The 22,885-nt window shown below is 55.7% G+C and carries 22 protein-coding genes and 2 pseudogenes; 15 read left to right on the top strand and 9 right to left on the bottom strand.

Annotation, left to right across the window (positions count from 1 at the left end):
• Nucleotides 1-1,226 precede the first annotated feature (1,226 nt).
• From DCM79_RS00290 to DCM79_RS31800, 11 genes are all read left to right on the top strand, one after another.
• Complete coding sequence (locus tag DCM79_RS00290; protein ID WP_257177992.1) at nucleotides 1,227-2,210, top strand: sialidase family protein; 984 nt, start codon at nucleotides 1,227-1,229, stop codon at nucleotides 2,208-2,210.
• A gap of 292 nt (nucleotides 2,211-2,502) precedes the next feature.
• The gene (locus DCM79_RS00285) at nucleotides 2,503-3,351 is read left to right on the top strand and encodes a bifunctional 2-polyprenyl-6-hydroxyphenol methylase/3-demethylubiquinol 3-O-methyltransferase UbiG (RefSeq protein ID WP_257177991.1); all 849 of its coding nucleotides are present in this window, start codon (nucleotides 2,503-2,505) and stop codon (nucleotides 3,349-3,351) included.
• 4 nt (nucleotides 3,352-3,355) lie between these two features.
• Nucleotides 3,356-3,808 carry a UDP-N-acetylglucosamine transferase subunit ALG14 gene (locus tag DCM79_RS00280; RefSeq protein WP_257177990.1) on the top strand — a complete coding sequence of 151 codons (453 nt, stop codon included), beginning with the start codon at nucleotides 3,356-3,358 and terminating at the stop codon, nucleotides 3,806-3,808.
• 20 nt (nucleotides 3,809-3,828) lie between these two features.
• Nucleotides 3,829-4,287: a glycosyltransferase gene (locus tag DCM79_RS31810; protein WP_373568095.1), complete on the top strand. Its 459-nt coding sequence runs from the start codon at nucleotides 3,829-3,831 to the stop codon at nucleotides 4,285-4,287.
• A gap of 50 nt (nucleotides 4,288-4,337) precedes the next feature.
• A complete protein-coding gene (locus tag DCM79_RS00275) occupies nucleotides 4,338-5,435 on the top strand; it encodes a glycosyltransferase (RefSeq protein ID WP_257177989.1) in 1,098 nt (365 codons plus the stop codon).
• Between the two features lie 192 nt (nucleotides 5,436-5,627).
• Complete coding sequence (locus DCM79_RS00270) at nucleotides 5,628-6,632, top strand: glycosyltransferase family 2 protein (protein WP_257177988.1); 1,005 nt, start codon at nucleotides 5,628-5,630, stop codon at nucleotides 6,630-6,632.
• An 82-nt stretch (nucleotides 6,633-6,714) separates the two neighbouring features.
• Nucleotides 6,715-8,061, top strand: a complete 1,347-nt coding sequence (locus DCM79_RS00265; protein WP_257177987.1) for an oligosaccharide flippase family protein — start codon at nucleotides 6,715-6,717, stop codon at nucleotides 8,059-8,061.
• A 268-nt stretch (nucleotides 8,062-8,329) separates the two neighbouring features.
• Nucleotides 8,330-9,268, top strand: a complete 939-nt coding sequence (locus DCM79_RS00260) for a glycosyltransferase (protein WP_257177986.1) — start codon at nucleotides 8,330-8,332, stop codon at nucleotides 9,266-9,268.
• Between the two features lie 3 nt (nucleotides 9,269-9,271).
• Entirely contained in the window at nucleotides 9,272-11,230 is a 1,959-nt protein-coding gene (locus tag DCM79_RS00255) for an acyltransferase family protein (RefSeq protein ID WP_257177985.1), read from the top strand.
• A gap of 158 nt (nucleotides 11,231-11,388) precedes the next feature.
• The gene (gene tnpB, locus DCM79_RS31805) at nucleotides 11,389-11,568 is read left to right on the top strand and encodes an IS66 family insertion sequence element accessory protein TnpB (RefSeq protein WP_373568094.1); all 180 of its coding nucleotides are present in this window, start codon (nucleotides 11,389-11,391) and stop codon (nucleotides 11,566-11,568) included.
• Nucleotides 11,549-11,647 carry a hypothetical protein gene (locus tag DCM79_RS31800; RefSeq protein ID WP_373568093.1) on the top strand — a complete coding sequence of 33 codons (99 nt, stop codon included), beginning with the start codon at nucleotides 11,549-11,551 and terminating at the stop codon, nucleotides 11,645-11,647. Before tnpB ends, DCM79_RS31800 begins: the two co-directional genes overlap by 20 nt.
• Before the next feature lie 590 nt (nucleotides 11,648-12,237).
• Here the strand turns inward: DCM79_RS31800 and DCM79_RS00245 are convergent.
• The 5 genes and pseudogenes from DCM79_RS00245 to DCM79_RS00225 all read right to left on the bottom strand — a co-directional run bounded on the left by DCM79_RS00245 (nucleotide 12,238) and on the right by DCM79_RS00225 (nucleotide 16,037).
• Nucleotides 12,238-13,178 (bottom strand): annotated as a pseudogene (locus DCM79_RS00245) (GDP-L-fucose synthase family protein).
• Nucleotides 13,159-13,405 (bottom strand): annotated as a pseudogene (locus tag DCM79_RS00240) (GDP-mannose 4,6-dehydratase); the annotation flags it as partial. The pseudogenes DCM79_RS00245 and DCM79_RS00240, both read right to left, overlap by 20 nt.
• A gap of 13 nt (nucleotides 13,406-13,418) precedes the next feature.
• Nucleotides 13,419-14,039, bottom strand: coding sequence for a hypothetical protein (locus DCM79_RS00235; RefSeq protein WP_257177984.1), 621 nt, complete (start codon nucleotides 14,037-14,039; stop codon nucleotides 13,419-13,421).
• On the bottom strand, nucleotides 14,036-15,217 hold the full coding sequence (locus DCM79_RS00230) for an ERF family protein (protein ID WP_257177983.1): 1,182 nt from the start codon (nucleotides 15,215-15,217) through the stop codon (nucleotides 14,036-14,038). The genes DCM79_RS00235 and DCM79_RS00230 overlap by 4 nt, the downstream gene beginning before the upstream one ends.
• The gene (locus DCM79_RS00225) at nucleotides 15,201-16,037 is read right to left on the bottom strand and encodes a YqaJ viral recombinase family protein (RefSeq protein WP_373568141.1); all 837 of its coding nucleotides are present in this window, start codon (nucleotides 16,035-16,037) and stop codon (nucleotides 15,201-15,203) included. Before DCM79_RS00225 ends, DCM79_RS00230 begins: the two co-directional genes overlap by 17 nt.
• A 728-nt stretch (nucleotides 16,038-16,765) precedes the next feature.
• Here DCM79_RS00225 and DCM79_RS00220 point away from each other — a divergent pair.
• On the top strand, nucleotides 16,766-17,176 hold the full coding sequence (locus DCM79_RS00220; RefSeq protein ID WP_257177981.1) for a hypothetical protein: 411 nt from the start codon (nucleotides 16,766-16,768) through the stop codon (nucleotides 17,174-17,176).
• Here DCM79_RS00220 and DCM79_RS00215 read toward each other — a convergent pair.
• From DCM79_RS00215 to DCM79_RS00200, 4 genes are all read right to left on the bottom strand, one after another.
• Nucleotides 17,150-17,467: a hypothetical protein gene (locus tag DCM79_RS00215; RefSeq protein WP_257177980.1), complete on the bottom strand. Its 318-nt coding sequence runs from the start codon at nucleotides 17,465-17,467 to the stop codon at nucleotides 17,150-17,152. The genes DCM79_RS00220 and DCM79_RS00215 overlap by 27 nt on opposite strands.
• Nucleotides 17,468-18,507: 1,040 nt before the next feature.
• Nucleotides 18,508-19,344: an IS5 family transposase gene (locus DCM79_RS00210; RefSeq protein WP_257177979.1), complete on the bottom strand. Its 837-nt coding sequence runs from the start codon at nucleotides 19,342-19,344 to the stop codon at nucleotides 18,508-18,510.
• 83 nt (nucleotides 19,345-19,427) lie between these two features.
• The gene (locus tag DCM79_RS00205) at nucleotides 19,428-20,117 is read right to left on the bottom strand and encodes a hypothetical protein (RefSeq protein ID WP_257177978.1); all 690 of its coding nucleotides are present in this window, start codon (nucleotides 20,115-20,117) and stop codon (nucleotides 19,428-19,430) included.
• A 172-nt stretch (nucleotides 20,118-20,289) separates the two neighbouring features.
• The gene (locus DCM79_RS00200; protein WP_257177977.1) at nucleotides 20,290-20,535 is read right to left on the bottom strand and encodes a helix-turn-helix domain-containing protein; all 246 of its coding nucleotides are present in this window, start codon (nucleotides 20,533-20,535) and stop codon (nucleotides 20,290-20,292) included.
• Nucleotides 20,536-20,717: 182 nt separating this feature from the next.
• Between DCM79_RS00200 and DCM79_RS00195 the strand changes: the two genes are divergently transcribed.
• The 3 genes from DCM79_RS00195 to DCM79_RS00185 all read left to right on the top strand — a co-directional run bounded on the left by DCM79_RS00195 (nucleotide 20,718) and on the right by DCM79_RS00185 (nucleotide 22,819).
• Nucleotides 20,718-21,233: a hypothetical protein gene (locus DCM79_RS00195; RefSeq protein ID WP_257177976.1), complete on the top strand. Its 516-nt coding sequence runs from the start codon at nucleotides 20,718-20,720 to the stop codon at nucleotides 21,231-21,233.
• A 412-nt stretch (nucleotides 21,234-21,645) separates the two neighbouring features.
• Nucleotides 21,646-22,296: a hypothetical protein gene (locus tag DCM79_RS00190; RefSeq protein WP_257177975.1), complete on the top strand. Its 651-nt coding sequence runs from the start codon at nucleotides 21,646-21,648 to the stop codon at nucleotides 22,294-22,296.
• Between the two features lie 7 nt (nucleotides 22,297-22,303).
• The gene (locus DCM79_RS00185) at nucleotides 22,304-22,819 is read left to right on the top strand and encodes a hypothetical protein (RefSeq protein ID WP_257177974.1); all 516 of its coding nucleotides are present in this window, start codon (nucleotides 22,304-22,306) and stop codon (nucleotides 22,817-22,819) included.
• Nucleotides 22,820-22,885: the final 66 nt, after the last annotated feature.

Raw genomic sequence — 22,885 nt, 5'->3', positions numbered from 1 at the left:
CCACAGCCCACGCAAATCCTGCAGATACTTATATCTGGAGACGCGTCGCGATTGGGGGGGGAGGATTTATTACCGGATTCGATGTCGATCCCCATGGGCGGACTCGGGTTGTCCGCACTGATGTCCATGGCGCATATCTTTGGCTTCCGGATCAAAATAGGTGGACGCAACTGGTGACTGCCACGAGTATGCCCGCTGCGGATCGCAAGCAGAATGGCGTAAACGAGGGTGTATACGAAATCGCTGTTGCGCCCTCGAATGCTGATCGCATTTACATGATAGTCAAAGGTCTTATGTATCGTTCGGACAACAGAGGCTTAACTTTCTCTCTTGCATCTAACTCTAGCCCTTTTCCAATCTACGCAAACCCCAACGGTAAGTTTCGTACCGCGGGCCCGTTCTTGGCCATCGATCCCGATGATCCTGAGATCGTAGTCTTGGCTGCGCCGAAGAGTGGAGTTTGGCGGAGTAAAAATGGAGGAGCAACTTGGACGCAATTATTAGCTGCCTCACCTACAGTCGAAGACCCAGCAATCGTTTGGTTTGAACCACGGAAGAGGAGGCGGGCAGCGCTTCGCGTGATGTCGCCGGGTGCGGGCCTCCTTGAGGACGAGGGGAGCGGCCTGATCTTCGTGGGTGGAGGGGACCAGTCGCAACCAAGAACTGCGCGACAAATAGCGCCCGCTAACAATGGTCGGCTCTTCTTGGCAGACAGCACAACTCAGTCGCTCTGGCGATTCCATGATAGTCAGTGGAGCAATCTTTCTAATAGTCCTGCGCTAGGGCATCGTCTATTTGGTGCAGTTGCCGTAAATCCGGCCACGTCGCAAGTCTACGCATTCGATATTGGAGGTCGGGCTTTTCGATCGGACGACTATGGGGACACTTGGATTCAACTTTCGCGTCGCTCAAAACCGGGCGATGACGATCCGCCCTGGCTTCGTGTAGCTAACGTTTCTTATTTTGCCACGGGACGCGTGACGTTCGATCCGGTTGTCACAAACAGGCTATGGGTCTGTGCTGGTACCGGTATCTATTACGCTGACATAACGGACAGCGGCCGGGAAATTGTTTGGAAAAGCCAAGCTCGCGGAATTGAGGAGTTAGTGGCTACGGATGCCGTTCAGCCGCCAGGGCAAGCCCCGCTATTTGGGAACTGGGATTTTGGCATCCATCGGAAGGCTGATCTAAATTTGTATTCCACGACGTTTGGACCCAGAGAGCGAATGATCATCGCCGCTCAACAGATGGATTGGAGTCCTTCTAGCCCAAGCTTCGTGGTGACTAACTCTTCGGACACGCGGATAGGCTGCTGCTACCAAGATGGCGACGCAGTGATGGCCGGCTACAGCGAAGACGGCGGGCGAACGTGGCAAAAGTTTACCCAGCTACCGCAGCCGCCGGGCACGCAGGGTAATGATCCCTGGAAGATGTCGTTTGGTACGATTGCGGTCTCCTCGTCAGACACTTCAAACATCGTTTGGGAGCCTTCGTTCGATAGAGCGCCCTTCTTTACCAAGGATCGTGGAAAGACTTGGAAGCGTGTTTCGTTTCCGGGCGAGAAGTTGCCGAACACTGGCTCGCATGAAAAGTACTACTACACTCGCAAAACTCTAGCGGCAGATCGCGCGCGCGGAGGAGTATTCTATCTTGTGCATAGCGGAGGTGGCTCAAACCAATCCTTGATAGGGCTTTGGAGAACTGAAGACGGTGGTGAAAGCTGGGCAAAGGTCTTTGACAGGGAGGTCGCCCCTCGAAGCGGTTTCTCTGCTAAGCTCCGTGCAGTGCCCAATCGTGCGGGCCACCTGTTCTTTACGTCGGGCTTAAATGGTGGTTCCGACACAATACTCCGACGGAGCATTGATGGAGGGGTGAATTGGACATCGCTGTCCGACGTGAATAGGGTGGATGATATTGCATTTGGGAAGGAAGCGACAGGGGCCCAGTATTCAGCGATCTACATCTCTGGCCAAGTGCGTGGCGAGTATGGAATCTGGCGCTCAACAGACAATTGTGACAGTTGGCACCGATTAGTCCAATTTCCGATGGGGGCGCTTGACCAAGTTACTTCAATTGAAGCGAGTAAGGACACCTTCGGCTTAGTCTATATCGGCTACATGGGGTCTGGCTGGATCTACGGTCAGCCGGGCATCTGTAATCCAGCGGAGTATCACCGTGATCAAGTCCTGCAATGCTCGAAAGTTGACTGAAGTTTGAGCAGTTTCTATACCCTGTATGTTTAACCCTGTGATCGCAGGGCTGTTTTGCGAAGCTAGGTTATGTCTGGTCCACGTAGGAAAGTGTAAAGTACTAACAGACGCAAGTAGTAGAATTGCATCTTCGCCCGCAATGATCTCGGGCATGGATTCACCACGTTGAACAACAGTTCTCTGAAGGTAAGGCTGACTGGTGGCGCTTGCTTGACCGGCCACTAAGAAGGAACTACGAGTTTTTATGTAAAATTCATATTATTGGGTGCGCCCTGACTTTGGGTGAAAAGTTATGCATCTCGAGAAGATTAACCGGGCGGCTCGTCTAGATGCCAAAGAAGAGTTCTGTCTGTATTTCGATGCAGCACTAGAGCAGCCCACTCCTTATTCTGCAAAGAGCTCCTATTTGAAGGACGCTCAAGCTCGTATGGATCGAACTGTCGAGCTGATAAGACCTTACATTGCCGGCAGCCGTATTCTCGATATTGGCGCTTCTCCATTTTACCTATTGTACAAGGCTAAGCTGCTTGGTGCTCGCCAGTGTACGGGTGTCTATTTTGCGAATGATAGTCATCCTTTGAAGGATTTTTCGGCTGTGCATTCCGCGTACGGTCCGATCGAACTTAGCCATGTAGATATTGAGAGATGCCCACTCCCTTTTGAGGATAACAGCTTTGATGTCGTTACAGCCTGCGAAGTTCTGGAACATCTGGAGTATTTTCCAGCTCGTCTTGGCGCTGAGATTCGTCGGGTTCTTCGCCCAGGTGGGACGCTTTGCATCACTGTACCCAATGCTTGTAGGGTCGCGAACATCGCGAAATTAATCCTGCAGAAAAACATCTACATGCCCTATCGTGCCGATCCCACCGGGCGCCATAAACACGAATTCACAATAAGAGAGCTGGAAGCATTCGTCGAATTTCTTGGGATCGCTGTTGCTCAGAGTGGATTTCTATCCATCCCGACGTCCAATCGAAAAGTGCTTAGGATGTTCTATCGCGTCGTCGGAGCGCTGCCCCTCATCCGGAATTACAGCCCCGTAATCTACGTCGTCGGCAAACAAGAGATCCCCAAGTCGAGGGCTCCGCTGAATGATTTCCCTAAAATTCTGTACTCTGACGCTTTATCCATAGAGGACTAGATTGATGACCCGAAGAGTTCTCGCCATTGCCTCAGGCGGAGGGCATTGGGTGCAATTGCGTCGCTTGCAGGACGCGTTTCAGGGGATAGATGTCGCATTCGCGACTGTCTATCCTGATTACGCCTGCGAAGTGGTAGATCATCGATTCTATTCGGTGCCAAATGTCAGTCGGCGCAACAAGTGGCACGCAGTCAAGCTCATTGCCAAAATCGCTGAGGTTCTTTCACGAGAAAGGCCCGACGTAATCGTCACAACAGGAGCATTTCCAGGGCTTGTTGCGATCGCGCTAGGGAAGATGCTCTTCGGTTCAAAGACAATATGGATCGATAGCATTGCGAATTGCGAAAAACTCTCAACCTCAGGGAAGACTGCCAAGTACTTTGCTGATGTCTACTTAACTCAGTGGCCCAATCTAGCAAACCAAGGTAGCCCAGATTTTTGGGGCGCGGTGCTGTGATATTTGTAACCACCGGTTCGATGGTGCCATTCGATCGGCTTATCCAGATTATGGATGGTTGGGCGGCAGATCACCCAGCCGAAGCTGTCTTTGCCCAGATCGGCACAGGAAGGTATGAGCCTCGCGCCATGGAGTTTAGTCGGATCTTGTCGCCTCAGGACTTCGCCGAACGAGTGGCTTCATGCTCACTGGTCGTGGCACACGCTGGGATGGGCAGTGTTATAAGCGCGGCTCAGGCGGCGAAGCCAATCGTTTTGTTTCCAAGGAGACAATCACTGCGTGAACATAATACGGATCATCAATTGGATACAGTCAAATGGTTGGCGGACCGCCCTGGAATCTACGTCGCTACTGACGAAGTCCAAATTCGGGAACAAATAGCTAGAGCTCGGCGAGAGAGTGTAAGCGCCGCACCTTTGTCGGCCACAGCGCCTGCATCCTTTGCGCAGAGGATTCGGAGAGCAATCATCGAATTGTAGAAGCTGGCCTCTAAGCCAAAGCTTGGTCATTCGCTGAAAGCAAAACTTACATGCCCTCAATAGCGTTTATTGTCTCACACTCCTCCGCCGGTGGGGCGCAGGAACTGTGGTCAAACATAGCGGAAACATTCGCCGCGCGAGGTCACCAAGTATTTCTAGTTGCATTCTATCCCTATAAGGGCGAAGTCAGAAAAACCCAAACTATCTCGTGGAAGTATATCCTTAAGCGTAAGCCGGTCGGTATAGCTGATCAAATCGCAGCATTTCTCAGACTGGCGCGCTTTCTACGCAGTACGAACGTAGAGTATGCATTTACAGCATTGCCTGCTGCGAATGTGGTCGTTCCTCTTGCCGCTGCGTTCGCGCGCTGTCGTACGAAAGTCATTACATCGCACCATGGTCCTGCTGAGACATATAATCGCCTGCTAAGGAAAGCGGATGCGGTAGTAAGTAAACTAACTAGAGTATCAAAGATCGTCTGTGTGTCGAACACCGTCGCTGAATCCCTGGTTGTAGAACGCGGCGATTGCCGAAAGCGGATTGTTATCAAGAATGCGCTCTCCGTGCCCATTGAAAGCCTAATCAGTTCCCTGCTTGAAAAGTACCCTCCTAATGCAAGGTGTGGACGAACGGTCGTTGCTACAGGCCGACTGGCCAGGCAAAAGAACTACAAAATGCTACTGCGCGCAGCCGTTCACATGCCGGACGTGCGGATCCGCATCGTCGGTACCGGACCGGAAGAGGCTGATCTCAAGGATCTAGCGGAGACGCTTGGTGTGGCGAACCGCATTGAGTTTCTCGGGTTTCGACAACGCGAAGACGCAATTTCCATCCTTGCTCAAGGAGATGTCTTCGTCCAACCGAGCCTTTACGAGGGGCACAGCCTTGCGCTCGTCGAAGCGGCAAAGCTTGGAATACCTCTTGTGGTGACAAATGTGCCGGTGCAAGTCGAGGCCATTACGGCTTCTGACGGCAGTCGATGCGGAATTGCTGTAGAGCTTAATGATGCCCGAGCGTTGGCCGAAACTATTCTTGATCTGCTCCGACGCAAAGATCTGTACAATCAATACGTCGCGCGCGCTCAGCAGCTTGGCGAAGAATTTAGCTTTGGGACAATGATAGCTCAATACGAGCGATTGCTTGCCTAGCTTCGTGATCAAATCCAAGACCATGGGTTCAAAAGTGTGGATCCGAGAAGTTGCTCGGAGCGTGCTTGTCTTTGGCAGACTAAGAGCGCTAATCGTGAAGGTCATGGATTGCTGTGGTGAACAGGCCAGGTATTGACGGAGCTGCTTCGTGTCTGCACTCAGATGCGCTTATGTATCAAGTGGAGTTTTGCCGTGAAGGTCACGATAGGCATAAAAACTCTAAACGAAGAGGCCAGAATCGCTGCGGCGATTAGGAGCGCATTAGCTGCGGTTGAACGGGTCGGGGGTGACGTGGTTGTGGCCGATTCCGGCTCTGCCGATGCCACGGTAGCAATTGCAAAGAAGTTTCCTGTCCGGATAGTTCAACTGGCAAACCCGACTGAACGCTGCTGTGGCGCAGGCGCCCAGCTGGCCTATCAGCAAAATCGGGGCGAGTACTTCTATCTTCTCGACGGAGATATGGTGCTGGACCCGGACTTTCTTCCTGCCGCGATCAAATATCTGGAGGAGAATCCAAAGTTTGCAGCCGTTGGAGGCCGCGTAAGAGAGGTAAATACCAGCGCGCTTGAGTTTCAGATAAGAGCGCAAAAGGTTCAAACGGCACGCAATTGGCTGCCAGGTACGGTGGATCGGTTAGACTGTGGAGGCCTTTACCGACGCAGCGCTTTGCATGAGATTGGGTACTTCGCAGACCGCAATTTGCATGCGTTCGAAGAGTATGATCTCGGTGTGCGGCTTCGTGAACGGGGGTGGCTTTTAGCTCGGATAGATCGGCACTCGATAGATCATTTTGGCCACGCGACTGAGGGGTATGCATTGCTTTGGCGGAGGATCAGGTCTGGCCACTCAAGCGCCGCGGGAGAAGTTGTTCGTGCGTCTTGGGATATGGGATATTTTTGGACAGTCTTGAAGGAGTTTTCGCATCTCCGGCTCGGACTGGCAGTAATGCTATGGTGGGCATCCTTGATCTCAATTCTTGCTTTGCCAGGCGGAGCCAGTTCGAGGCTTGCGATATTCGGAGGGGGAATCTTGCTTCCATTGGCCGGGCTAACGTGGCGAAGGGGCAATGTTCGATTGGGCTTCTATTCGTTTGTTATTTGGAACGTAAGTGCTTTTGGTCTCCTCATCGGATTCTTTCGTAGGAGGGCCTCCTCAAAGGAGATGCTTAAATCAATCGTCATCGCTGGTGATGCGTGAAAGCATATTGGGGTAAGCAGGTGCGCGGCTTGCCACGACACCTATCGTCCGATGGTGGATTGATCAGGATCTGTATTTCCACATGAATCGTCGGCCATCCTTGTTGTTAAATCGAGCTTTTTGGACGATCGGTAGTTACGCCGTTTCAATATCACTTCGGCTGGGCACGAATGTTGTTGTTTCTCGGCTCCTTGCGCCAGAGCTGCTCGGCATTATGGTCATTGTGAATAGCATCAAAACGGGTGTTGAACTTCTAACAGACGTGGGGATCGAACAAAACATTGTTTCAAGCCCCTCAGGCCTGAATCCAAAATTTCTAAATACGGCGTGGACCATACAAGTAATTCGAGGCGCTTGTCTCTGCTTACTAATGCTCGCTTTGTCGATACCCCTGTCCGGCTTCTATCAGGTCGATGCTGTTATTTTTGTACTAATGGCTTTTGCGCCCTTCCTAAACTCGCTCCATTCGACTTCGATCTTTGTTCTGGTAAAGCAATTGGAGGTCAGAAAGCGAAATCTATTCGAGTTAGGCGCGGAAACGATTGCATCAACACTCAATGTGCTTCTCGCACTGCTTAATCCGACTATTTGGGCGCCCTTATTCGGTGTCTTGGGTGGGATAAGCGCTCGGTCGACTCTTAGTCATCTGCTGAGGCGCGGAATGCCTCGCTTTACTATTGATAAGTCCAGCGCGAAGGAAATCTTTCGTTTTGGCAAATGGATCACGATGTCTTCGTTCGTCGTGTACACAGCAAGCAATTTAGATCGGATCTATCTTGGTAAGGCCGTGGACCTTGGGATACTTGGCGTGTTCGGATTGGCGCGTACGATAGCTGACTTGGCGCCGGCCCTTTCTAGTAGACTTAGCTATCAAGTGTTGTTTCCCGCACTATCCGCAATGAGAGCGGAGCGGGGAAACTCAGTTGGGCCGGGCTTTCGTTCGCTCAGGCGGAAGTTCGTATTCTCGGCGTCGGTTTGTCTAAGCTTCGCGATCGCATGGGCCGATATGGCAGTAACTTCACTGTACGATCCAAGGTATCACGATGCGAGCTGGATGTTGTGCGTCCTGCTTGTCGGTTCTTGGTTTGGTGTGCTGTCGAATCTCAATGAAGCTACGCTGCTTGGACTGGGTAAGCCCGCCTACAATACAATATCGAACACTATCAAGCTCGGGGTGATCGCCGTGGGTATTCCTATCGGTCTGGTATATCTTGGGCTGCTGGGTGCAATTCTCGCCATTGTAATGGGTGAGTTATTCAGACTTTTCTTTATTGTCATGATTCAAGAGTCGATCGGGGAGGGCTTTGCTCGACAAGATGCTGGCGCCACTACGTTGTTGATTGCCTTACTCATTGGCTGGGTTTTGCTGCGCACCGAAATTGGATTGCAAGGTCCGCTGAATGCAGCCTTGCTGTGGCAAAGGTCCTAAGTTGGAGTAAGGGATGCGTGTTCTAGTTGTTCAGTACGCCGGTGACTATCTGGCCGCACACGAAATGGCCCAGTCTTCCGATGCGGAAACATATTATGGTCACCGCTACGTTTTGGAGCAGCTGAGTAGCATCAACAACCTTTACGGGGAAACTGCAATCTTGTGTTGCAGCTCACCCAGGATCTATGACGCTAAGCTTCCTTCGGGTCTTCGTCTAATCGGCGCTGGGTTGAATAGGAATCCTAAGAGTGATGGGGCGATTCGAATAATGGCCGAATTCGATCCCACTCATCTGATCGTGCTCGGCCCATTAACGCGCTTTATTAAGTGGGGGCTCAAAACCAACCGTGCTTTGCTTTGCGTCTGTGCAGACTCTTTTGATATCAATCCCCTTCGAAGGCTTATTAGGTACGGCAGAATTGCATCCGTTCTCAATGATACCAGAGTCAGCTTGGTCGCTAATCACGGTATACCGTCATGCCTTTCTCTTGCGCGAATCGGTGTGGATCGACGGAAGATTATTCCTTGGGATTGGCCACATACGCGGCAGCCTCGTGATCTGGAGCCAAAGCAATCTGTAGGCGAATTACCTCTCACACTGTTTTTCGCCGGTCTTGTTACGAAGCGCAAGGGGGTCGGCGAGCTGATCCGCGCTGTAGCTGAGTTGCGCAGAAGAGGGATTCAAGCTTCGGCGAAGATAGCGGGAGCGGGCGAGATTGAGCGATATCGGAAGCTTGCCCACAGCCTGAGGGTTGGCGATGATATTCATTTCCTTGGCCTGGTCTCCAATCATCAAGTGCTCGACCAAATGCGGCAAGCTGCAATCGTGGTCGTTCCTAGCCAGCACGAATATCCGGAAGGGTTGCCGCTGACGATCTATGAAGCCTTTTGCGCCAGGACACCTATCGTTGCCTCTGATCATCCAATGTTTGTGAGCAGATTGTCACATCGAAAGAATGCGATGATATTTCGAGCTGGTCACTTCAAGGAGCTGGCTGACCGGGTCGAGGAGTTGCTCGACGACAATGAGTTATACAGTTCAATATCAAATGAAGCGCAAACCGCTTGGGAAGCGCTGCAACTGCCCGTAAAGTGGGGGGGGCTCCTGCATCGTTGGCTGTCTGATACGGAAGAGGATCGACTTTGGCTTCGATCACATCTCCTCGATAGTCCGCTATATCAATTGCGATCGACTGAAAAAGAGTGACGGATGTTCCGAAAACTGGAAGCTGGCCCAAGGAGCCTAGATGGAGGTGCTCTATACAGCAATGAGAGATGGCGATCTGACATCGATGGGTTGCGCGCATTGGCCGTCCTGCCAGTCGTCATATTTCATATTGGTCAATCTTTTCTAAGGGGTGGCTTTGTTGGGGTCGATGTATTCTTTGTCATCTCTGGTTACCTCATAAGTGGGAATATCCTTTCGCGAATGGAAAAAGGAAACTTCCGCGTCGCGAGTTTCTATGAGCACCGAGTACGTCGACTTTTTCCGGCTTACGCGGTCGTATTGGGTGTCGTGCTGCTGCTTTCTTGCTTGATGGATTTTCCGCCGGTGGCGCGAGAAACCAGCCGGGTAATCTTGTCCGCTCTTGCTTCTGTAACGAACTTCTATTTTTGGGCTACGACAGATTACTTTGCTCTGCCCGCTGAGCAAATTTCGTTGCTTCACACTTGGTCGCTTTCGGTAGAGGAGCAGTTCTATATAGCATTTCCAGCCCTGATCATCCTCATCGGACGCACGAAGGGACGGTGGCTCAGCGCCATCGTGATGGCCACATTTGCTGTTTCGCTGTCGATCAGTGCTGTAGGCGTTTTGGTCAAGCCGGCTGCAACGTTCTATCTGTTGCCAACGCGGGCTTGGGAGCTTTTGCTCGGAACGTTGCTCGCATTGCGCGTCGTACCTTCGTTTGACGATAGGCGATTGGCCTCTGCCGCGGCTATCGTTGGCATTTTCATGATCGTTAGCTCTGCGTTCTTCTTTACGCCTCTTACCCCGTTTCCCGGACTAACAGCTTTGCTCCCGTGTCTTGGAGCAGCCTTGGTCATCCATTCGGGAGAGAGTCACGCGACCGCAGTTTCCAGGTGCCTTTCCTTTGCGCCCGTTAGATTCGTGGGGCTAATTTCATACTCGCTCTATCTTTGGCATTGGCCGATTTTGGTCTTTCATCGGCAAGACTTGCTACCGAGTTTTGGTTCTAAGCTTACGGACAGAATGGTGGTCTTCGGACTCGCCCTGTGTTGTGGCGCACTATCGTGGCTATTGGTCGAGCTTCCGACGAGAAATCAGAGGCTAGTGCCCAAGAGGCTCCTGCTCGGGAGCACTATTTGCATTGCATGCGTCCTTGCGGCGGGTGCAACCGTCGTCTTAGTGACTGACGGGCTGCCTCAACGGTTTTCGCCTGCAGCGGCAGCAATGTCGGAATGGTTGGACTACGATCCAAAATCTCAATTTCGAGAGGGAAGATGCTTTTTAAGCGCAACGGACTCCTTGAGCGCTTTTGATGCCGTTGGCTGCCTCCAAAACAAACTAGATAAGCCAACGGACTTACTGCTTGGTGATAGCCACGCAGCGCACTTGGCTTATGGATTCCGCCGGGTCTTTGGAGAGGCAAGCGTCGTGCAGCTAACTGGTGTGCAATGCCCGCCACTAATTGTTCCCCAGCCTGTTATGAGTCGCGCTTGTGCTGATCTCATTCAATTGGCACGAAAGACAGTCAAGGAGGACGGCTCCATTAAGCGTGTTTGGCTATCGGCAGCTTGGAATCGGAGTAGCGTTGGGAAAACAAATGGATGGAATGAGAGTTGGCTGCTTGATCTGAAGCGGACGGTGGCTGCATTCGAGACTTCCGGAGTTGAAGTGATCATACTGGGGCCGAGCCCAGAGTACAGCGCGCCACTTCCCAAACTGTTGGCGGAGGGCCTTGAAAAGGGTGACTCGCTGTGGGCACAAAGAGCCTTAGCTATCTCGCCGTTTGAGCTGGATTCGCTCATGGCCGAGTATGCACGATCTAACGGGTTGCGATATTTGTCGCTGATAGGAGAAATGTGCCATGAGCGTCAATGTATCGAGTATGCGCAGCCTGGAACGCCGATCTATTTCGATAGTAGTCACCTTCTCGCGGAGGGCGCGTTACTCATCGCAAGCAAGTTGGCCAAGCACGTGGATTGAAGCCTGCTAGTTTTGCGGAGAAAGATCGGACCTCGTTTCCGAGAGGTGCGGGTCGACCTTATAAGGATTGCGGCCGGGGCTCGGATGTGGATCACGGGTGCGGTGGACGCGGCGACGCGGAGCGCAGTCGTGGCGCCGTTGACTGATGGACGGCCACGATGATCCCGTTGCCGGCCGGCGCGCGGGTATGGCTCGCGACCGGGCATACCGACATGCGGAAGCGCTTTTCGTCGCTGGCGTTGCAGGTTCAGGAGATCTTGCATCGCGACCCGCTTAGCGGGCCACCTGTTTTGCTTCCGCGGTCGCCGGGGCAATTTTTTGAAGGTCATCTGGCATGACGGCCACGGCGCCTGTCTGTTTACGAAGCGCCCGGAACGAGGCGTTTCATCTGGCCGAGCCCGACGAAGGGTGTGGTGACGATCTCGTCGGCGCAGCTCGGTTATCTCTTGTCCGGAATTGACTGGCGGCACCTACAAGAGACGTGGCGGCCAACGTCGGTCGGATGAGGCTTTGAGCTTGCGGATCGTGATGCCATCATCGTCGTGCCACATCTAAATCGCTCCCCACCTATCTTGCCGCCGCGCATGCGATGATCCTCGCGGAGCGCGCCGTGCGTCTTCAAGCGGGGAAGGGATCCCGGCGAGTGCACCAAAGCTGAAGCTTCCGACGCGAAGGCGGCCGAGGCACTGATCAGGTATCTCAAGCTTGAGATCGAGTTTCCTATCCACTTTATCCTACGCGTTGGCGATTCGCCTGCGCTTGCAAGGTTAGTCTAGCGATCGCACAACTTTGCACTCTGGTGCTGACTATTTTCTGTTTAGGGATGTGCGTGTGGGTCGTACCGTCGTACCTCATCGATCCATACGTCGATCGGCCAATTCGACAACGACTTCAGAAGTTTCTGATCAGAGAGAGTGGTGGAGAGCTGGCCATCGTCGGCAGAAAGGAAACTCCGCTGACTGGCACTTGAGCACGCTCTAGGAAATTCAAACGGCGATGCAGCGCCATTACACAGCCGCCAGATAGCTTTCGTAAACTAACTTCAAGCCGGCGTTGAGCGAGGTGGAGGCGTGCCAGCCGAGTTTTATCAGCCTGCTCACGTCGAGGAGCTTGCGCGGAGTGCCATCGGGACCTGCAGAGTCGAAACATATTCTGCCGCTGTAACCGGCGACCTCCGCCACCAAGCGCGCAAGTTCAGCGATGGTGATATCCTCGCCGGTGCCAATGTTGATCAACTCCGAATCTGAATAGGTCTTCATGACGTGCACGCAAGCATCAGCCATGTCATCGACATGGAGGAACTCGCGCCGCGGTGTGCCGGTACCCCAAACTACGACGCCTCTGGCGCCGAAAGCCTTTGCTTCGTGGAAGCGGCGGATCATCGCGGCGACAACGTAGCTCAATTCCGGATGATAATTATCGCCTGGTCCGTATAGATTGGTTGGCATCACGCTGATGAAGTCGCTGCCGTACTGACTGCGAAAGGCTTCTACCATTTCAATGCCGGCAATTTTCGCGATCGCATAAGGCTCGTTGGTCGGCTCCAGCGGGCCTGTCAGTACGAATTCCTCACGCAGAGGCTGGAGTGCTAGTTCGGAGAGATGCAGCAAGAGCCCCAAAAACATCAGCTTCTCGGAGCCATTTTGATGGGCAGCGTGGATCACATGCCGGCGATCGCGATGTCATCGTATATGAACTCGGCGCGGCGCGGGTTGTTGGCGACGATGCCGCCGACCTTAGCCGCAGCCAGGAATACTACCTGCGGCCGCAGGCGCGTAAATCAGTCGAACACGGCCGCTTGGTTGCGTAGATCCACGGCGCGCCGGTCCACGGTGAGGAGCTTGACGTCCTCTCGTGCTAGCCGGCGCACAAGCGCGCTGCCGACCATGCCGCGATGGCCGGCGACGTAGACGCTCTGGCCCTTCAGCTCAAACTGTGCGTTTTCCATGGGCAGCATCCTGCTTCGCCTCGGCCAGATCGCTAGCCATCATCTCCTCGACGAGCTGGACGAACTTCCGCTTTGGCGTCCAGCCGAGAATTTGGCGCGCCTTGCTGGCATCCCCGAATTGGATCTACCTCGCTCGGACAAAAATGAGTCGGATCAATCTTCACGAGCGTCTTGCCGGTTCTCTCGTCGACACCGATCTCCTCCAACCCCTCTCCCCGCCAGATAATGATCAAGGGCCTCTTAAGAACTTCTTGCGGAGCTCGACCCCCCTTGGGGCCCATTTTGCTGAACAGAACTGGCGAGATCTGTTGTTTGCAATCGTCGAATGTTTCTTATCTCCTTTAACAACATCACTCGACGAAGTTGTGCTCCGTTCAAGAGTGATTCAAACAGCGCAAGGATCTCACGAGCCTGAACATAAGTTTCCATGCTGATAGCGTGCTGATCGAAGCCGTACGATCTGAGGCGGGCTTCGATATCGTGCGCCGCACAAGCATCCAGTCGCCAGTCCAGGGCATTACCGATGGTGTAGATTTCGGCTATATCCTGGAATTCAGGAGCAATGCCGGCCAAATCGACGCGGCGAAGGGTCATCTCGACGGCCTTTTGCCGGTAGGTGCTTAGGAGCCTATGTCGCAGAATCCGGTAGCGTTGCATCTCCCAAGAGAGTTCCGCAATGTCGATAGCGAGCAGCCACTCGACCGCCGATTGAGGGTCGAGGTCGTGGAAGATGACTGTTTGAAGAGCCTGATAGTGATCGATGTTCTCGCCGGGAAGAAGTTGCGGCGGATGAAATAATGCCTCAAATTGGGTTGGCAAGACGCTGGCCGATCGCGGTTGAAGGTTGAGAGGACCATTCATTGACCTGATGCCTCTGGTACTGATCGCGACGACGGTACAGCCACTGTTTCAACGTTCATCAGATGGACGGGGCTCGCATCCCAAAGCTCCTTCGCGATCGGGAGTGGCGAAATTTGCAGATTGGTCCACCAAGCTTTTTCGTTGCCGTGCCGATGCAGGGATTGGTGGTGCGATCGGCAAAGCGGCACCGTGAACTCGTCACTCACCTTGCGGGCTAACGTTCTTGGTTGAGCAAACTTGAGGTGATGCGCATCGGCGGGGGTCTTCTGGCAGACCAGACAGCCTTGGGCGCGAATGAAGGCGAGGTGATCCTTGCTTCGTTTTCGCGGTGGCTCTTTCGGGAAGGCGAGGCCGACTTGCTGTCCAGAAGCGGTATGCGCAGCGGCGTGCGCCTCGTCAGATATCCCCGAAGCCTGCTCCTCAGGTAAAGATGGTCCGAGCGCCGACGTAGGCCGCTGGTCTGTTAAATCGAACTCAAGAGGAGCTAACTCCTCGCGTCTCTTTAGATAGGCAGCTTCGAGCACGCGAGCGTCGCCCTCCAGCAGGGTGTTCTTGAGAGGGAAGTTGCTCCTTGCCCAAGTGAGAAGATCGTCGCTACCCTCCAGTAAAGCCAGGTCCGCGAGGAGGCGGTCCAAGAGCTCGGCGGAGCGTTCGGCGGGCAACAACGGGGGGCGGTTCAAAGACCCGCCTGGCGGCCTTCTTTTCGGTCCTGACGCGGCCTGCGGCTCGGGGGCGGCGGGAGGCCCTGTCATGAGGTCCGGTGCGTCCAAATCATCCTCTCCGGCGATCCCGACGAGGGCAAATAGGGCATACCGGCGGGCATAGGTCAGCGCCGCGCCCATCCGGCGCGGCGCTTCGACCTCCTTGGAGGCGCAGACCGGTAAGTCCGAGGAGATCCATTCCCCGGAGGCGTGGGCGAGCAGAGTGGTGAGGTGGATCTGACCGGTGACCTGTTCGATCCGGGTGGTCTGGACAGTGGCGATCTCCTGCTGGCTCAGCGTCTTGCGGACGATGTCTAGGCCCGAGGCGAGGGAAGCGTACCGGAAGCTTCGATCATCCTCCCGCGGGAAGGGCGACCGGATCACGGCGGTCAGGGTCTTCTCGGGGTTCGTGAGTTCAGCCTGGGCCCGGGCGAGGGCGGCGGCGATGGTCCCGATGCGCTCACTGGACTGATGCATGGGATCCCTCCGCCGCCTGCGCCTCGAAGCTGATCGCGCCGGACTTGGAGCGCTTGGCCTTGATGCCATGGCCTACCGCCTCCTTGGCGTCCTCCGGCATCAACTTTTTTAGGTCCGCCTTGGCCGTTTCGTGCTCGCCATGCGCAGCTCGGGTTCGAAGATAGGTGGCCGCCAGCTCCGCCCATTGGTTGGACGTGGACATGTCGACAACCCTGACCGCTTCCAGTCGGGGGCGTGGCGTCTCGATGTTGAACAGGGCGGGCGGCTCGCCGCTTTGGACGCAGCGCCAGAACTTCTTCTCGGCGGTGAGTAGCAGATGCTGATAGAGCGGGTCAGCGTGGATCTTGATCTCGACCCATTTGCCGCCACCGGTAATAATCGAGAGAACGGCTGAGCGGGATGCGGTGACCCACATATTGTGCTGCAGCTGGGCCATGTGCTTCTCAGCCGCGGCTTCCTCGGTGAAGGCCCAAGGCAGCATGAATTTGGCTTCGAAGACGGCGCCGGTCTGCTCGACGGTCCCGTCCAGCGTTGCCGCCATCCATTTGTGGACGGGATGGCGAACGCGCTTCTGGATGTCCTTGACCGTGTGCCCGCTTGCGCGTTGATACCAGGCGCGGTTCAAGACCTCGGTCACGGTGCCGAGCTGGACAATGAGGTTGTCTGAGAGATTCTGCGGCTCCGCCTCGCCTCGCTTTTCGCGCCAGAGGCGCATGAGGCTCTCTTGGTCATCGCCCATGATGATGCGGGCGTCCGAGCCGCCGATGAAATGGCGACGGTCGTTCGGATTGAATCTGATGATATGATGCTGTGGCTCGATTTGGCCGTCACTCTGAACGCTACGCACTGGTATCTCCTACTCCAAGAACAGCGGCGCTCTCCGCCGCACTGCCTGAAGCCCCGCGTCCGCGAGGCGAGATACCGGCGCTGCCATCGCGCCCGGCCGACTCAGTAACGCTCCAATCGCAGGGGAATGCCAGTCCTTTCTGCAGCAATCTTGTTGCTCTTGTTGCCGGACTTTCAGCGTCCGGCCGCCCGGCATGCTTCGCTCTCACAAAGTGACAAATCGAAGCCAATCGTACGAGCCTGCGGGATGAGCAGTTGTGGGTCCGTTCACTTGTGCCCTTGGACTTGGAGCTCGGCTGAAATCGGTCGCGACGGTGATCGTGAGTGCTGGCGCCTGCGCAATGGGCAATCCAGGTTCGGTATCTCGTGGCTTGAATTGGAGGCCCGCCTGAGCTTCAATGAATAAGTTTGAAGCTCAATTTGATCTTGTAATTTCCTATTTGTCCCGGATCCTGAATGCGGGTCTATTTGATTGTCCTTGGCAGCTGGCTGCTGCTCAACTTGCTCTTTGTCGTGATCCTGGTCCCGCCGCGTAAGTCGGCGGCCATGAAGCCGTTAGTCAGGATGCTTAGAGCTATCAAGAACCTCTTTAGAAGGACCACGAAGTAGCAACACCTGATCCTGGCGTTATGGTCTCCGGGCCGGGCGGGCGGAGGCAGTTGCTTCCTGTGCCGGATGGAGGAAGCGTGCGGTCAGAAAAATATGAGCGAAGCGCGTATGGCCCCGGAGCGGAAGATCGAAGCGAACCGTCAGAACGCCAAGCGAAGCACTGGGCCAAAAACCGAACGTGGAAAAGCAAAGTCGAGCCGCAATGCTCGTCAACACGGGTTATCGAGTCCCGGTATGGAGGAGGTGAGCGTATCCAGCTCACATGGCGACTCCGCGACCGCGAGGAGAAGCAAGCAGCAACAGAACTGGCTCGAAGTGGATGATCTTGTCCAAGCGAATCGAAGGTTGGGTCGCATTCGGCAAGCCCGCTACGAATTGCTGGTCGCCCTGCTAGAATGCCCGACCCCGAAGCTGGCCAAACGTCTCGCCGGGCTGGAGCGCTATGAGAGGCCAGCCCGGGCCGCGCAGCGGCGCTTCCTAAAGCGCTGGCTGAAGCAGGGCTGACCCAGAGCCCGCCACATAGGTTGCGCTTACGGAGTTTTGGGTTTGCGGAAGTGGTCTTCTCAACTTTTTCACGTCGTGCGTCATTCGAGCTAGCAAGGTCGCGGCATCATGAAGCCGTCCGGCTTCGTACATCAACCGCTCGATATCCATGGACACTCGGATCGCTTCAGCAACGCCACCTGCCTCTGCACATGCCTGTGCCACCCTGGTAATCTGCTCGGCCGCCTTCAGCTTGGCATGGATTTCCGCGAGGCAAGCCTTGATGGCTGGTTCGATGATTTCCGCTTCCATGAATTGTCGGACTCCGCTGACAGACTCGAATGGTCGAATGCACGCTCCGCTCGGTGCCGAAGTCCAGCTCTTTCAGAGCAATCTTGTAGCTAAAAGCGATCTCATGAGAGTGGTGCTGGAAAATCGAGATGGTCGCGACATCTTTCAACAACGCAGCCGCGAGGAGACGCGCCGATCCCGTATCAGTTCTGTAGCACTGAGCAAGCTTTGAATAAGGGGTCGAAATGGGTCCCTTGCCCGGTACGTTGCATTCAATGAGCTGGCCGAACGGCTTCTGCCACCAAAGAGAAGCGCTGTCGTCATCTCAGCCACAGCTCACGCCAACGGGGAGTAAATGCGCCTCTTGCTGGGTTTTAGGGCTACTTTGCAACGGTGCTTCGGCGTGATGATGTTCGATGTTGCGCCGGATTCGGGCATTGAGTCGCAGCGGTGTTTGGCCCTCTTCTCCAGCTTGCTCAGGCAGACTGGCTTTCGGACAGCTGTGCCCGAGGAAGGACAATTGCTTAAGGTTGGTCTGCGCTTGCGTAGGTGTTTGGAGCAACGGGCTCTCCTCGCCTGACGAAGTATTTTGGTGATCTCTCGGTCCAATCTGGTCGTTGAGCTTGCGAGGTAGTAAATGAGAACTCTGGTGTTCCTGTCATACATGCGCCGCGCAAGCTCGGGATACTCCACTTCCAGCAACGGTCCGTATTCTCCGGCGTGCCAGAAATGCTCAAAGATCACCCGAGGACCGCGCAACACCTTCGATCGATCAAAATCTTTATGCGGAGCGATGCCGACCCACGTAAGCTTGCCAGCGATGCGCGCACGGTGAGGTTCTGGTCCGATGCCACCTATGCCGATGACCGCATCGTACTGTCGCCCTCGCACAGCCCCCATGCAGTTACGGTTTCCGAACACGCCGGTTTCGCGGTCGGGATCGCCCGAGTGCGTCCGCTTGTAGATCAATATCCGCATCATCGTTCCCCATCGCGTCCTGATGATTTGGTCCAAGTTGAGTAGGCGAGATCCTTGGCGATTGACACTTCTCAGAGCCTGACTCAAAATACATGTCTTGGGCTAGCTAGGCGGCGAGTTAGGAGCCTCAGATGGGCGACGAGCAGCCAAGCGAGCTCGGTGGCGGCAGACCCTTCGAAGTCTTTGGAGAGGCGCCTGCATCTGCCGAGCCATGCAAAGGTGCGCTCGACAACCCAGCGCCTGGGCAGGAGCTGGAAGCCTTTAACCCCGTGCGGTCGCTCGACGATCTCGATCGTCCACGGCCCGCAGTCTAAGAGTGCGTTGACGAGCTGTTTGCCGCGATAAATCCGGTCAGCAAAGACATGCTTGAGCCTTGGGAAGCGACCTCGCAAGTCCTTCAACAGGGGAACGGCGCCGTGGACATCCTGAATGTTGGCAGGATGAACATATGCAGCCAGCATGTGGCCGTCGGTGTCAGTCACGATATGGCGCTTGCGCCCGTGGAGGCGCTTGCCGGCGTCGAACCCGCGTGGTCCGCCAGCCTCCGTCGTCGAGGCAGTCTGGCTATCGATGACGGCAGCTGTCGGTGTGGGCTTTCGTCCGGATTCCCGGCGCTCCTTCCGAACCAAAGCATCGACGATCTGCTGCCATCTACCCGTGTCGCGCCAAGCGTAAAAATAGCCCTGTACCGTCGAGTAAGGCGGGAACTCCTTCGGCAAGGCGCGCCATTGGCAGCCGCTCGACAGGACATAGAAAATCGCCTGTACGATCTCGCGCAGATCGACCTTCCGCGGCCGGCCCAATCGCCGTCGCAGCGGCATCTTCCGGGCGATCAGCGCCCACTCCGCATCGGTCAGATCGCTTGCGTAACGCAGGCCACTGCGCTGATACTTGATACGAGCGGCTTTGGTCCACGGCATGGTGTCCTCCCTCGAATCTTTGCAAATCCGAAGGAATCACAAGCCCGCTAAAGCCGCTCACCTTTTTCGGTCAGGCTCTCAGGTTACGCCGGCGAGTGCGACTCGGCGCCACCGGTAGGAAGGCGTCTACATCTCATCTTCGATGAGGCGGGCGCTTTGTCCGCAGACCAATCGTGGATCCAGCGTCGAACACTGGCCAACTTGATACCCTGTGCAACAGCGAGTCTGGTTGCAGCTTTCTCGCCCTGGCGGAGATAGATGTCGAAGCAGCGCTCTTTGACCGAGCCGACGCGCGGTCTGCGGAGCTGGACGGTGTCCTGGTTGTCCAGAATGTCCCACCGGCCCTCGAAGGGAATGAGTGCCTTCAGGCTCATAAACGCTGCCGTGTCCCAGTTTCGGGGCGTCGACATTTGGCCAGCCATCGCCGAGTTCCGCGCGATGAAGTAGCGGACGGGCTGCTGCGCGTCTTCGTTGCCAAGCAGTACATAGATAGTGATTTGCGACAGCATGTCGCCTTCGAACTGTGATTGCCGCACGTACCAAGGTTGGCTCCGAACGGTCTTCACCTGCACCTTAGCGAGGGCTGTGTCGCGGTGGCGACCCACAAGCAGATCGTAGCCCGCCGTGTTGCGGTCCGCGAGCTGAGCATCATAACCTCGACGAAGCAACTCGCCCATGACGAAGTATTCGCCCGCGTTTCCTGTGGGAATGCCGGACTTTCTTTTCCGGGTTTTTGGCGTCGAATTTTGGGGTGAAGTTTCTACAATGCTCATGGGATTGGCCTCCACTCGAGCCAGAGTAAGAAAGCGTGTTAGAAATCAGCTAAAGATCTTTATTACAAATCTAGGCGAATTGAGTCCGAGTGATTGGCAGAGCCTTTGGGTCTGATGCCACTGGGCGTCCATCCGCCCCGCCCGAAGACCCAAGCACGCGCCAGCGGAACGATTACCGTTTCCCCTCGCGCACGAACCGCCGGAGCAGCCTCAGCGGATCAGCCCCGAGTGCCTCGGCAATAGCGATGAACTCGATCACGTCAAGGCGCCGCTCGCCGCCTTCGTACTTGGCAACGAAGGATTGAGGTTTGCGGAGCTTCTTGGCGAGTGCCTGCTGGCGAATGCCTGCCTTCTGACGGGTTGAGACAAGAAGGGCCATGAGGCGGGCATATTCGGCGGATTTGAGGGACTTTTCCATGGCCGCCGGGCGTGTTTCGAATCGGCGGCAGCCAATCTGATCCCGGATCGGGATTATCCCAAAACAGGATTGAATTAACCCTCGCGTGCTAAGCTGGCTGGTGTGGCGCTCGGTTGTGCTGGACTTGTGCGGCCAGCGGAGCGCAATGGCGGGGTATGACCAACCCCAAAAGGAGACTTACAATGCTCGCTGAACTGCATCAGGACCCGCTTACGTCCCACTCCCGCGCCTCGAATATTCGGGAGCAGGCGCTGCTCCATCTTCTGCTCGGACAGCTCATGGCCGCACGCTGGCAGCACGGTCGCCACGACATCGAGGTGCTGACGAGCGAGGTGGACCGGGGCGGCTACGACATCGTGCTCGAAGCCAATGGCATCCTCCGGCACGTCCAGCTGAAGTCGACCTTTGCCGGCTCCAGCGTCCGGCACGTCACGGTCAGCACTCGGTTGCTGGAAAAGCCCAGTGGCTGCGTCATTTGGCTCGAAGTCGACCAGCGCACGCTGGCAATCGTGCGCTACTTCTGGTTCGGCGGCGAACCGGGAGCGCGGCTGCCGGACTTGGGCTCGAAGATCAGTCGGCACACGCGCGCGGGCAGCAGCGGGCAGAAGCTCGAGCGCCCCATGCACCGAGACCTAGGCAAGGCCTGCTTCGAGCAGGTCGGCAGCGCCGATGAGTTGATCGCCAGGTTGTTCGGTTAGGGCGACGCCAGAGAGAACAGCGGCCAGCGATCTCAGGTTCGTGGGCGCGGCCGCTCGTTCTCTCAATGCGCTCGGGTCTTGAGACAAGGCTAGAGCGCCTCAGACCATGGGGGCGAGCAAAAAGGCGATAGCCTCTCCAACGCCCAGGGAAGGCCGTAGAAGAGATTTGTCTCCGGCCGCACTCCGACAGGTCCGGAATCCTTTAAATTCTGCTTTTGAGGCGCCCCCGTCGGTTGTTCGGGCGAATAATTCCAAGTGAAAACAATGGTTTAATTTATCGTCGCGACGGCCGCCACGGCGTTGTTTACCGATTGGTACGCGTAACAAGGGCCCTTATTCCCGCTTACCAAGAGGCCTCGGTGGCACAAGTCATGCTATAGTTGGGCTGATACATCATTGCGGAGCCGATTCGATGCACCAGCTTCCCAAAAAGGTACAGCCGCCACCTTCCCAGTTTGAAAAGCCCGCCAAGGAGCGTTTGATCGAAAGGGCCGATGAGCTGTTTCGGTTGCTTGGGATCAGAGTCTCCCCAAGCTTGATCGCTCACGAAGCCCATACGAACATGGACACCTTTGTCAAATATTTCGGCGACGGTGATCCGCTCGTGGGTCGTTTCGTCAAGACGCTGATTGCGGAGTGCGAGAACTATTGGCGCGGTCTGGCCTCGGAGCATCCGAACAATTCTGACGCGCAGCTGCGGGAGTGGCTTGCCTTCGAAGGAGACCAGCTTGGTTATATGATGGAGCCCCGGGTGTTGCTCTCGCGCACGGCGGCGGAACTGTTCGAGCCTCGCAGGCAGCAGCATCCGCTGCTGCGGGAGATCGAGGACTATTGGCAGGCGGAGAGGCGGCGGGTGGTTGGACTGTGTCGGGCCGCGGGCCTGCGCGATCCTCTTGAGCTCGCAGACAAGCTACTCTTACTGGTGCACGGCGCACGCAACGAACGGGGTGCTTACGGGCGCTTAACTCCGAGTCGCGTGCTGCAGAAGACTGGAATAGAGCTTCTGGCCGCGCACGGCGCCTCTGCCAGGCCCGCGGCAGATCACGCTCCTGACCTGGATTAGACTGGGCATGACCAAGACCGATGACGCCGCCGTGGTGGTCTTTACTTCCGAGACACGGCAGGAGATTCTGGCGCGCGCGGGGTCGCGCGGCTGGGTTCTCAGTCCCAAGAGCGTTGAAAACTGCCCTTACCTTGTTTGCTGTAGGCGGCAGGACTGGGACAACAAGGCCGAAGGCATCGCCCCTCGGACCGCATTCCTGGTCGGCCGGATTTCATCACTCACCCCGCTCGAGGCGTCCGAGAACTCGCGAGGGCAGGCTCGGTTTCACATCGGAATCTCGGAGTTCGCCGACGTTGCCGTTGATGAGGTCTGGCGCAAGGAGCTGCGCAACCCGGTCGCCTATGCCGGCCTGAAGCAACTCGGGATCCAGCTCAAGCGCCTGAAGTTTCAGCCAGTGTCAGACACGCGGTCGACTGTCTCTGCTGAGGCGCGAGGCGGGATGACCATTGCCGAGGCGAAGAGAGCGTTGGCCGCCACCTTCGGCGTGCGGCCTGAAGATGTCGAGATCACGATCAAGGGGTGATCGGATTAACCAAGGGCGCGATGGTAAGCCGATTATTCCAAATGTATATTTGAAGTATGGCGCTAT

Origin of the sequence: Bradyrhizobium sp. WBOS07, assembly GCF_024585165.1 — a bacterium.
Classification (GTDB): Bacteria; Pseudomonadota; Alphaproteobacteria; order Rhizobiales; family Xanthobacteraceae; genus Bradyrhizobium; species Bradyrhizobium japonicum_B.
This window is presented reverse-complemented; position numbering and strand designations above follow the sequence as displayed.

Excerpts from the sequence above, each read along its gene's own strand:
- DCM79_RS00290 (WP_257177992.1), top strand. The coding sequence starts at position 1,227 with ATGATCATCGCCGCTCAACAGATGGATTGGAGTCCTTCTAGCCCAAGC.
- DCM79_RS00285 (WP_257177991.1), top strand. The coding sequence starts at position 2,503 with ATGCATCTCGAGAAGATTAACCGGGCGGCTCGTCTAGATGCCAAAGAA.
- DCM79_RS00280 (WP_257177990.1), top strand. The coding sequence starts at position 3,356 with ATGACCCGAAGAGTTCTCGCCATTGCCTCAGGCGGAGGGCATTGGGTG.
- DCM79_RS31810 (WP_373568095.1), top strand. The coding sequence starts at position 3,829 with ATGGTGCCATTCGATCGGCTTATCCAGATTATGGATGGTTGGGCGGCA.
- DCM79_RS00275 (WP_257177989.1), top strand. The coding sequence starts at position 4,338 with ATGCCCTCAATAGCGTTTATTGTCTCACACTCCTCCGCCGGTGGGGCG.
- DCM79_RS00265 (WP_257177987.1), top strand. The coding sequence starts at position 6,715 with ATGAATCGTCGGCCATCCTTGTTGTTAAATCGAGCTTTTTGGACGATC.
- DCM79_RS00260 (WP_257177986.1), top strand. The coding sequence starts at position 8,330 with ATGGCCGAATTCGATCCCACTCATCTGATCGTGCTCGGCCCATTAACG.
- DCM79_RS00255 (WP_257177985.1), top strand. The coding sequence starts at position 9,272 with ATGTTCCGAAAACTGGAAGCTGGCCCAAGGAGCCTAGATGGAGGTGCT.
- tnpB (WP_373568094.1), top strand. The coding sequence starts at position 11,389 with ATGATCCCGTTGCCGGCCGGCGCGCGGGTATGGCTCGCGACCGGGCAT.
- DCM79_RS00235 (WP_257177984.1), bottom strand. The coding sequence starts at position 14,039 with ATGAATGGTCCTCTCAACCTTCAACCGCGATCGGCCAGCGTCTTGCCA.
- DCM79_RS00230 (WP_257177983.1), bottom strand. The coding sequence starts at position 15,217 with ATGCATCAGTCCAGTGAGCGCATCGGGACCATCGCCGCCGCCCTCGCC.
- DCM79_RS00220 (WP_257177981.1), top strand. The coding sequence starts at position 16,766 with ATGAGCGAAGCGCGTATGGCCCCGGAGCGGAAGATCGAAGCGAACCGT.
- DCM79_RS00215 (WP_257177980.1), bottom strand. The coding sequence starts at position 17,467 with ATGGAAGCGGAAATCATCGAACCAGCCATCAAGGCTTGCCTCGCGGAA.
- DCM79_RS00210 (WP_257177979.1), bottom strand. The coding sequence starts at position 19,344 with ATGCCGTGGACCAAAGCCGCTCGTATCAAGTATCAGCGCAGTGGCCTG.
- DCM79_RS00205 (WP_257177978.1), bottom strand. The coding sequence starts at position 20,117 with ATGAGCATTGTAGAAACTTCACCCCAAAATTCGACGCCAAAAACCCGG.
- DCM79_RS00200 (WP_257177977.1), bottom strand. The coding sequence starts at position 20,535 with ATGGAAAAGTCCCTCAAATCCGCCGAATATGCCCGCCTCATGGCCCTT.
- DCM79_RS00195 (WP_257177976.1), top strand. The coding sequence starts at position 20,718 with ATGCTCGCTGAACTGCATCAGGACCCGCTTACGTCCCACTCCCGCGCC.
- DCM79_RS00190 (WP_257177975.1), top strand. The coding sequence starts at position 21,646 with ATGCACCAGCTTCCCAAAAAGGTACAGCCGCCACCTTCCCAGTTTGAA.
- DCM79_RS00185 (WP_257177974.1), top strand. The coding sequence starts at position 22,304 with ATGACCAAGACCGATGACGCCGCCGTGGTGGTCTTTACTTCCGAGACA.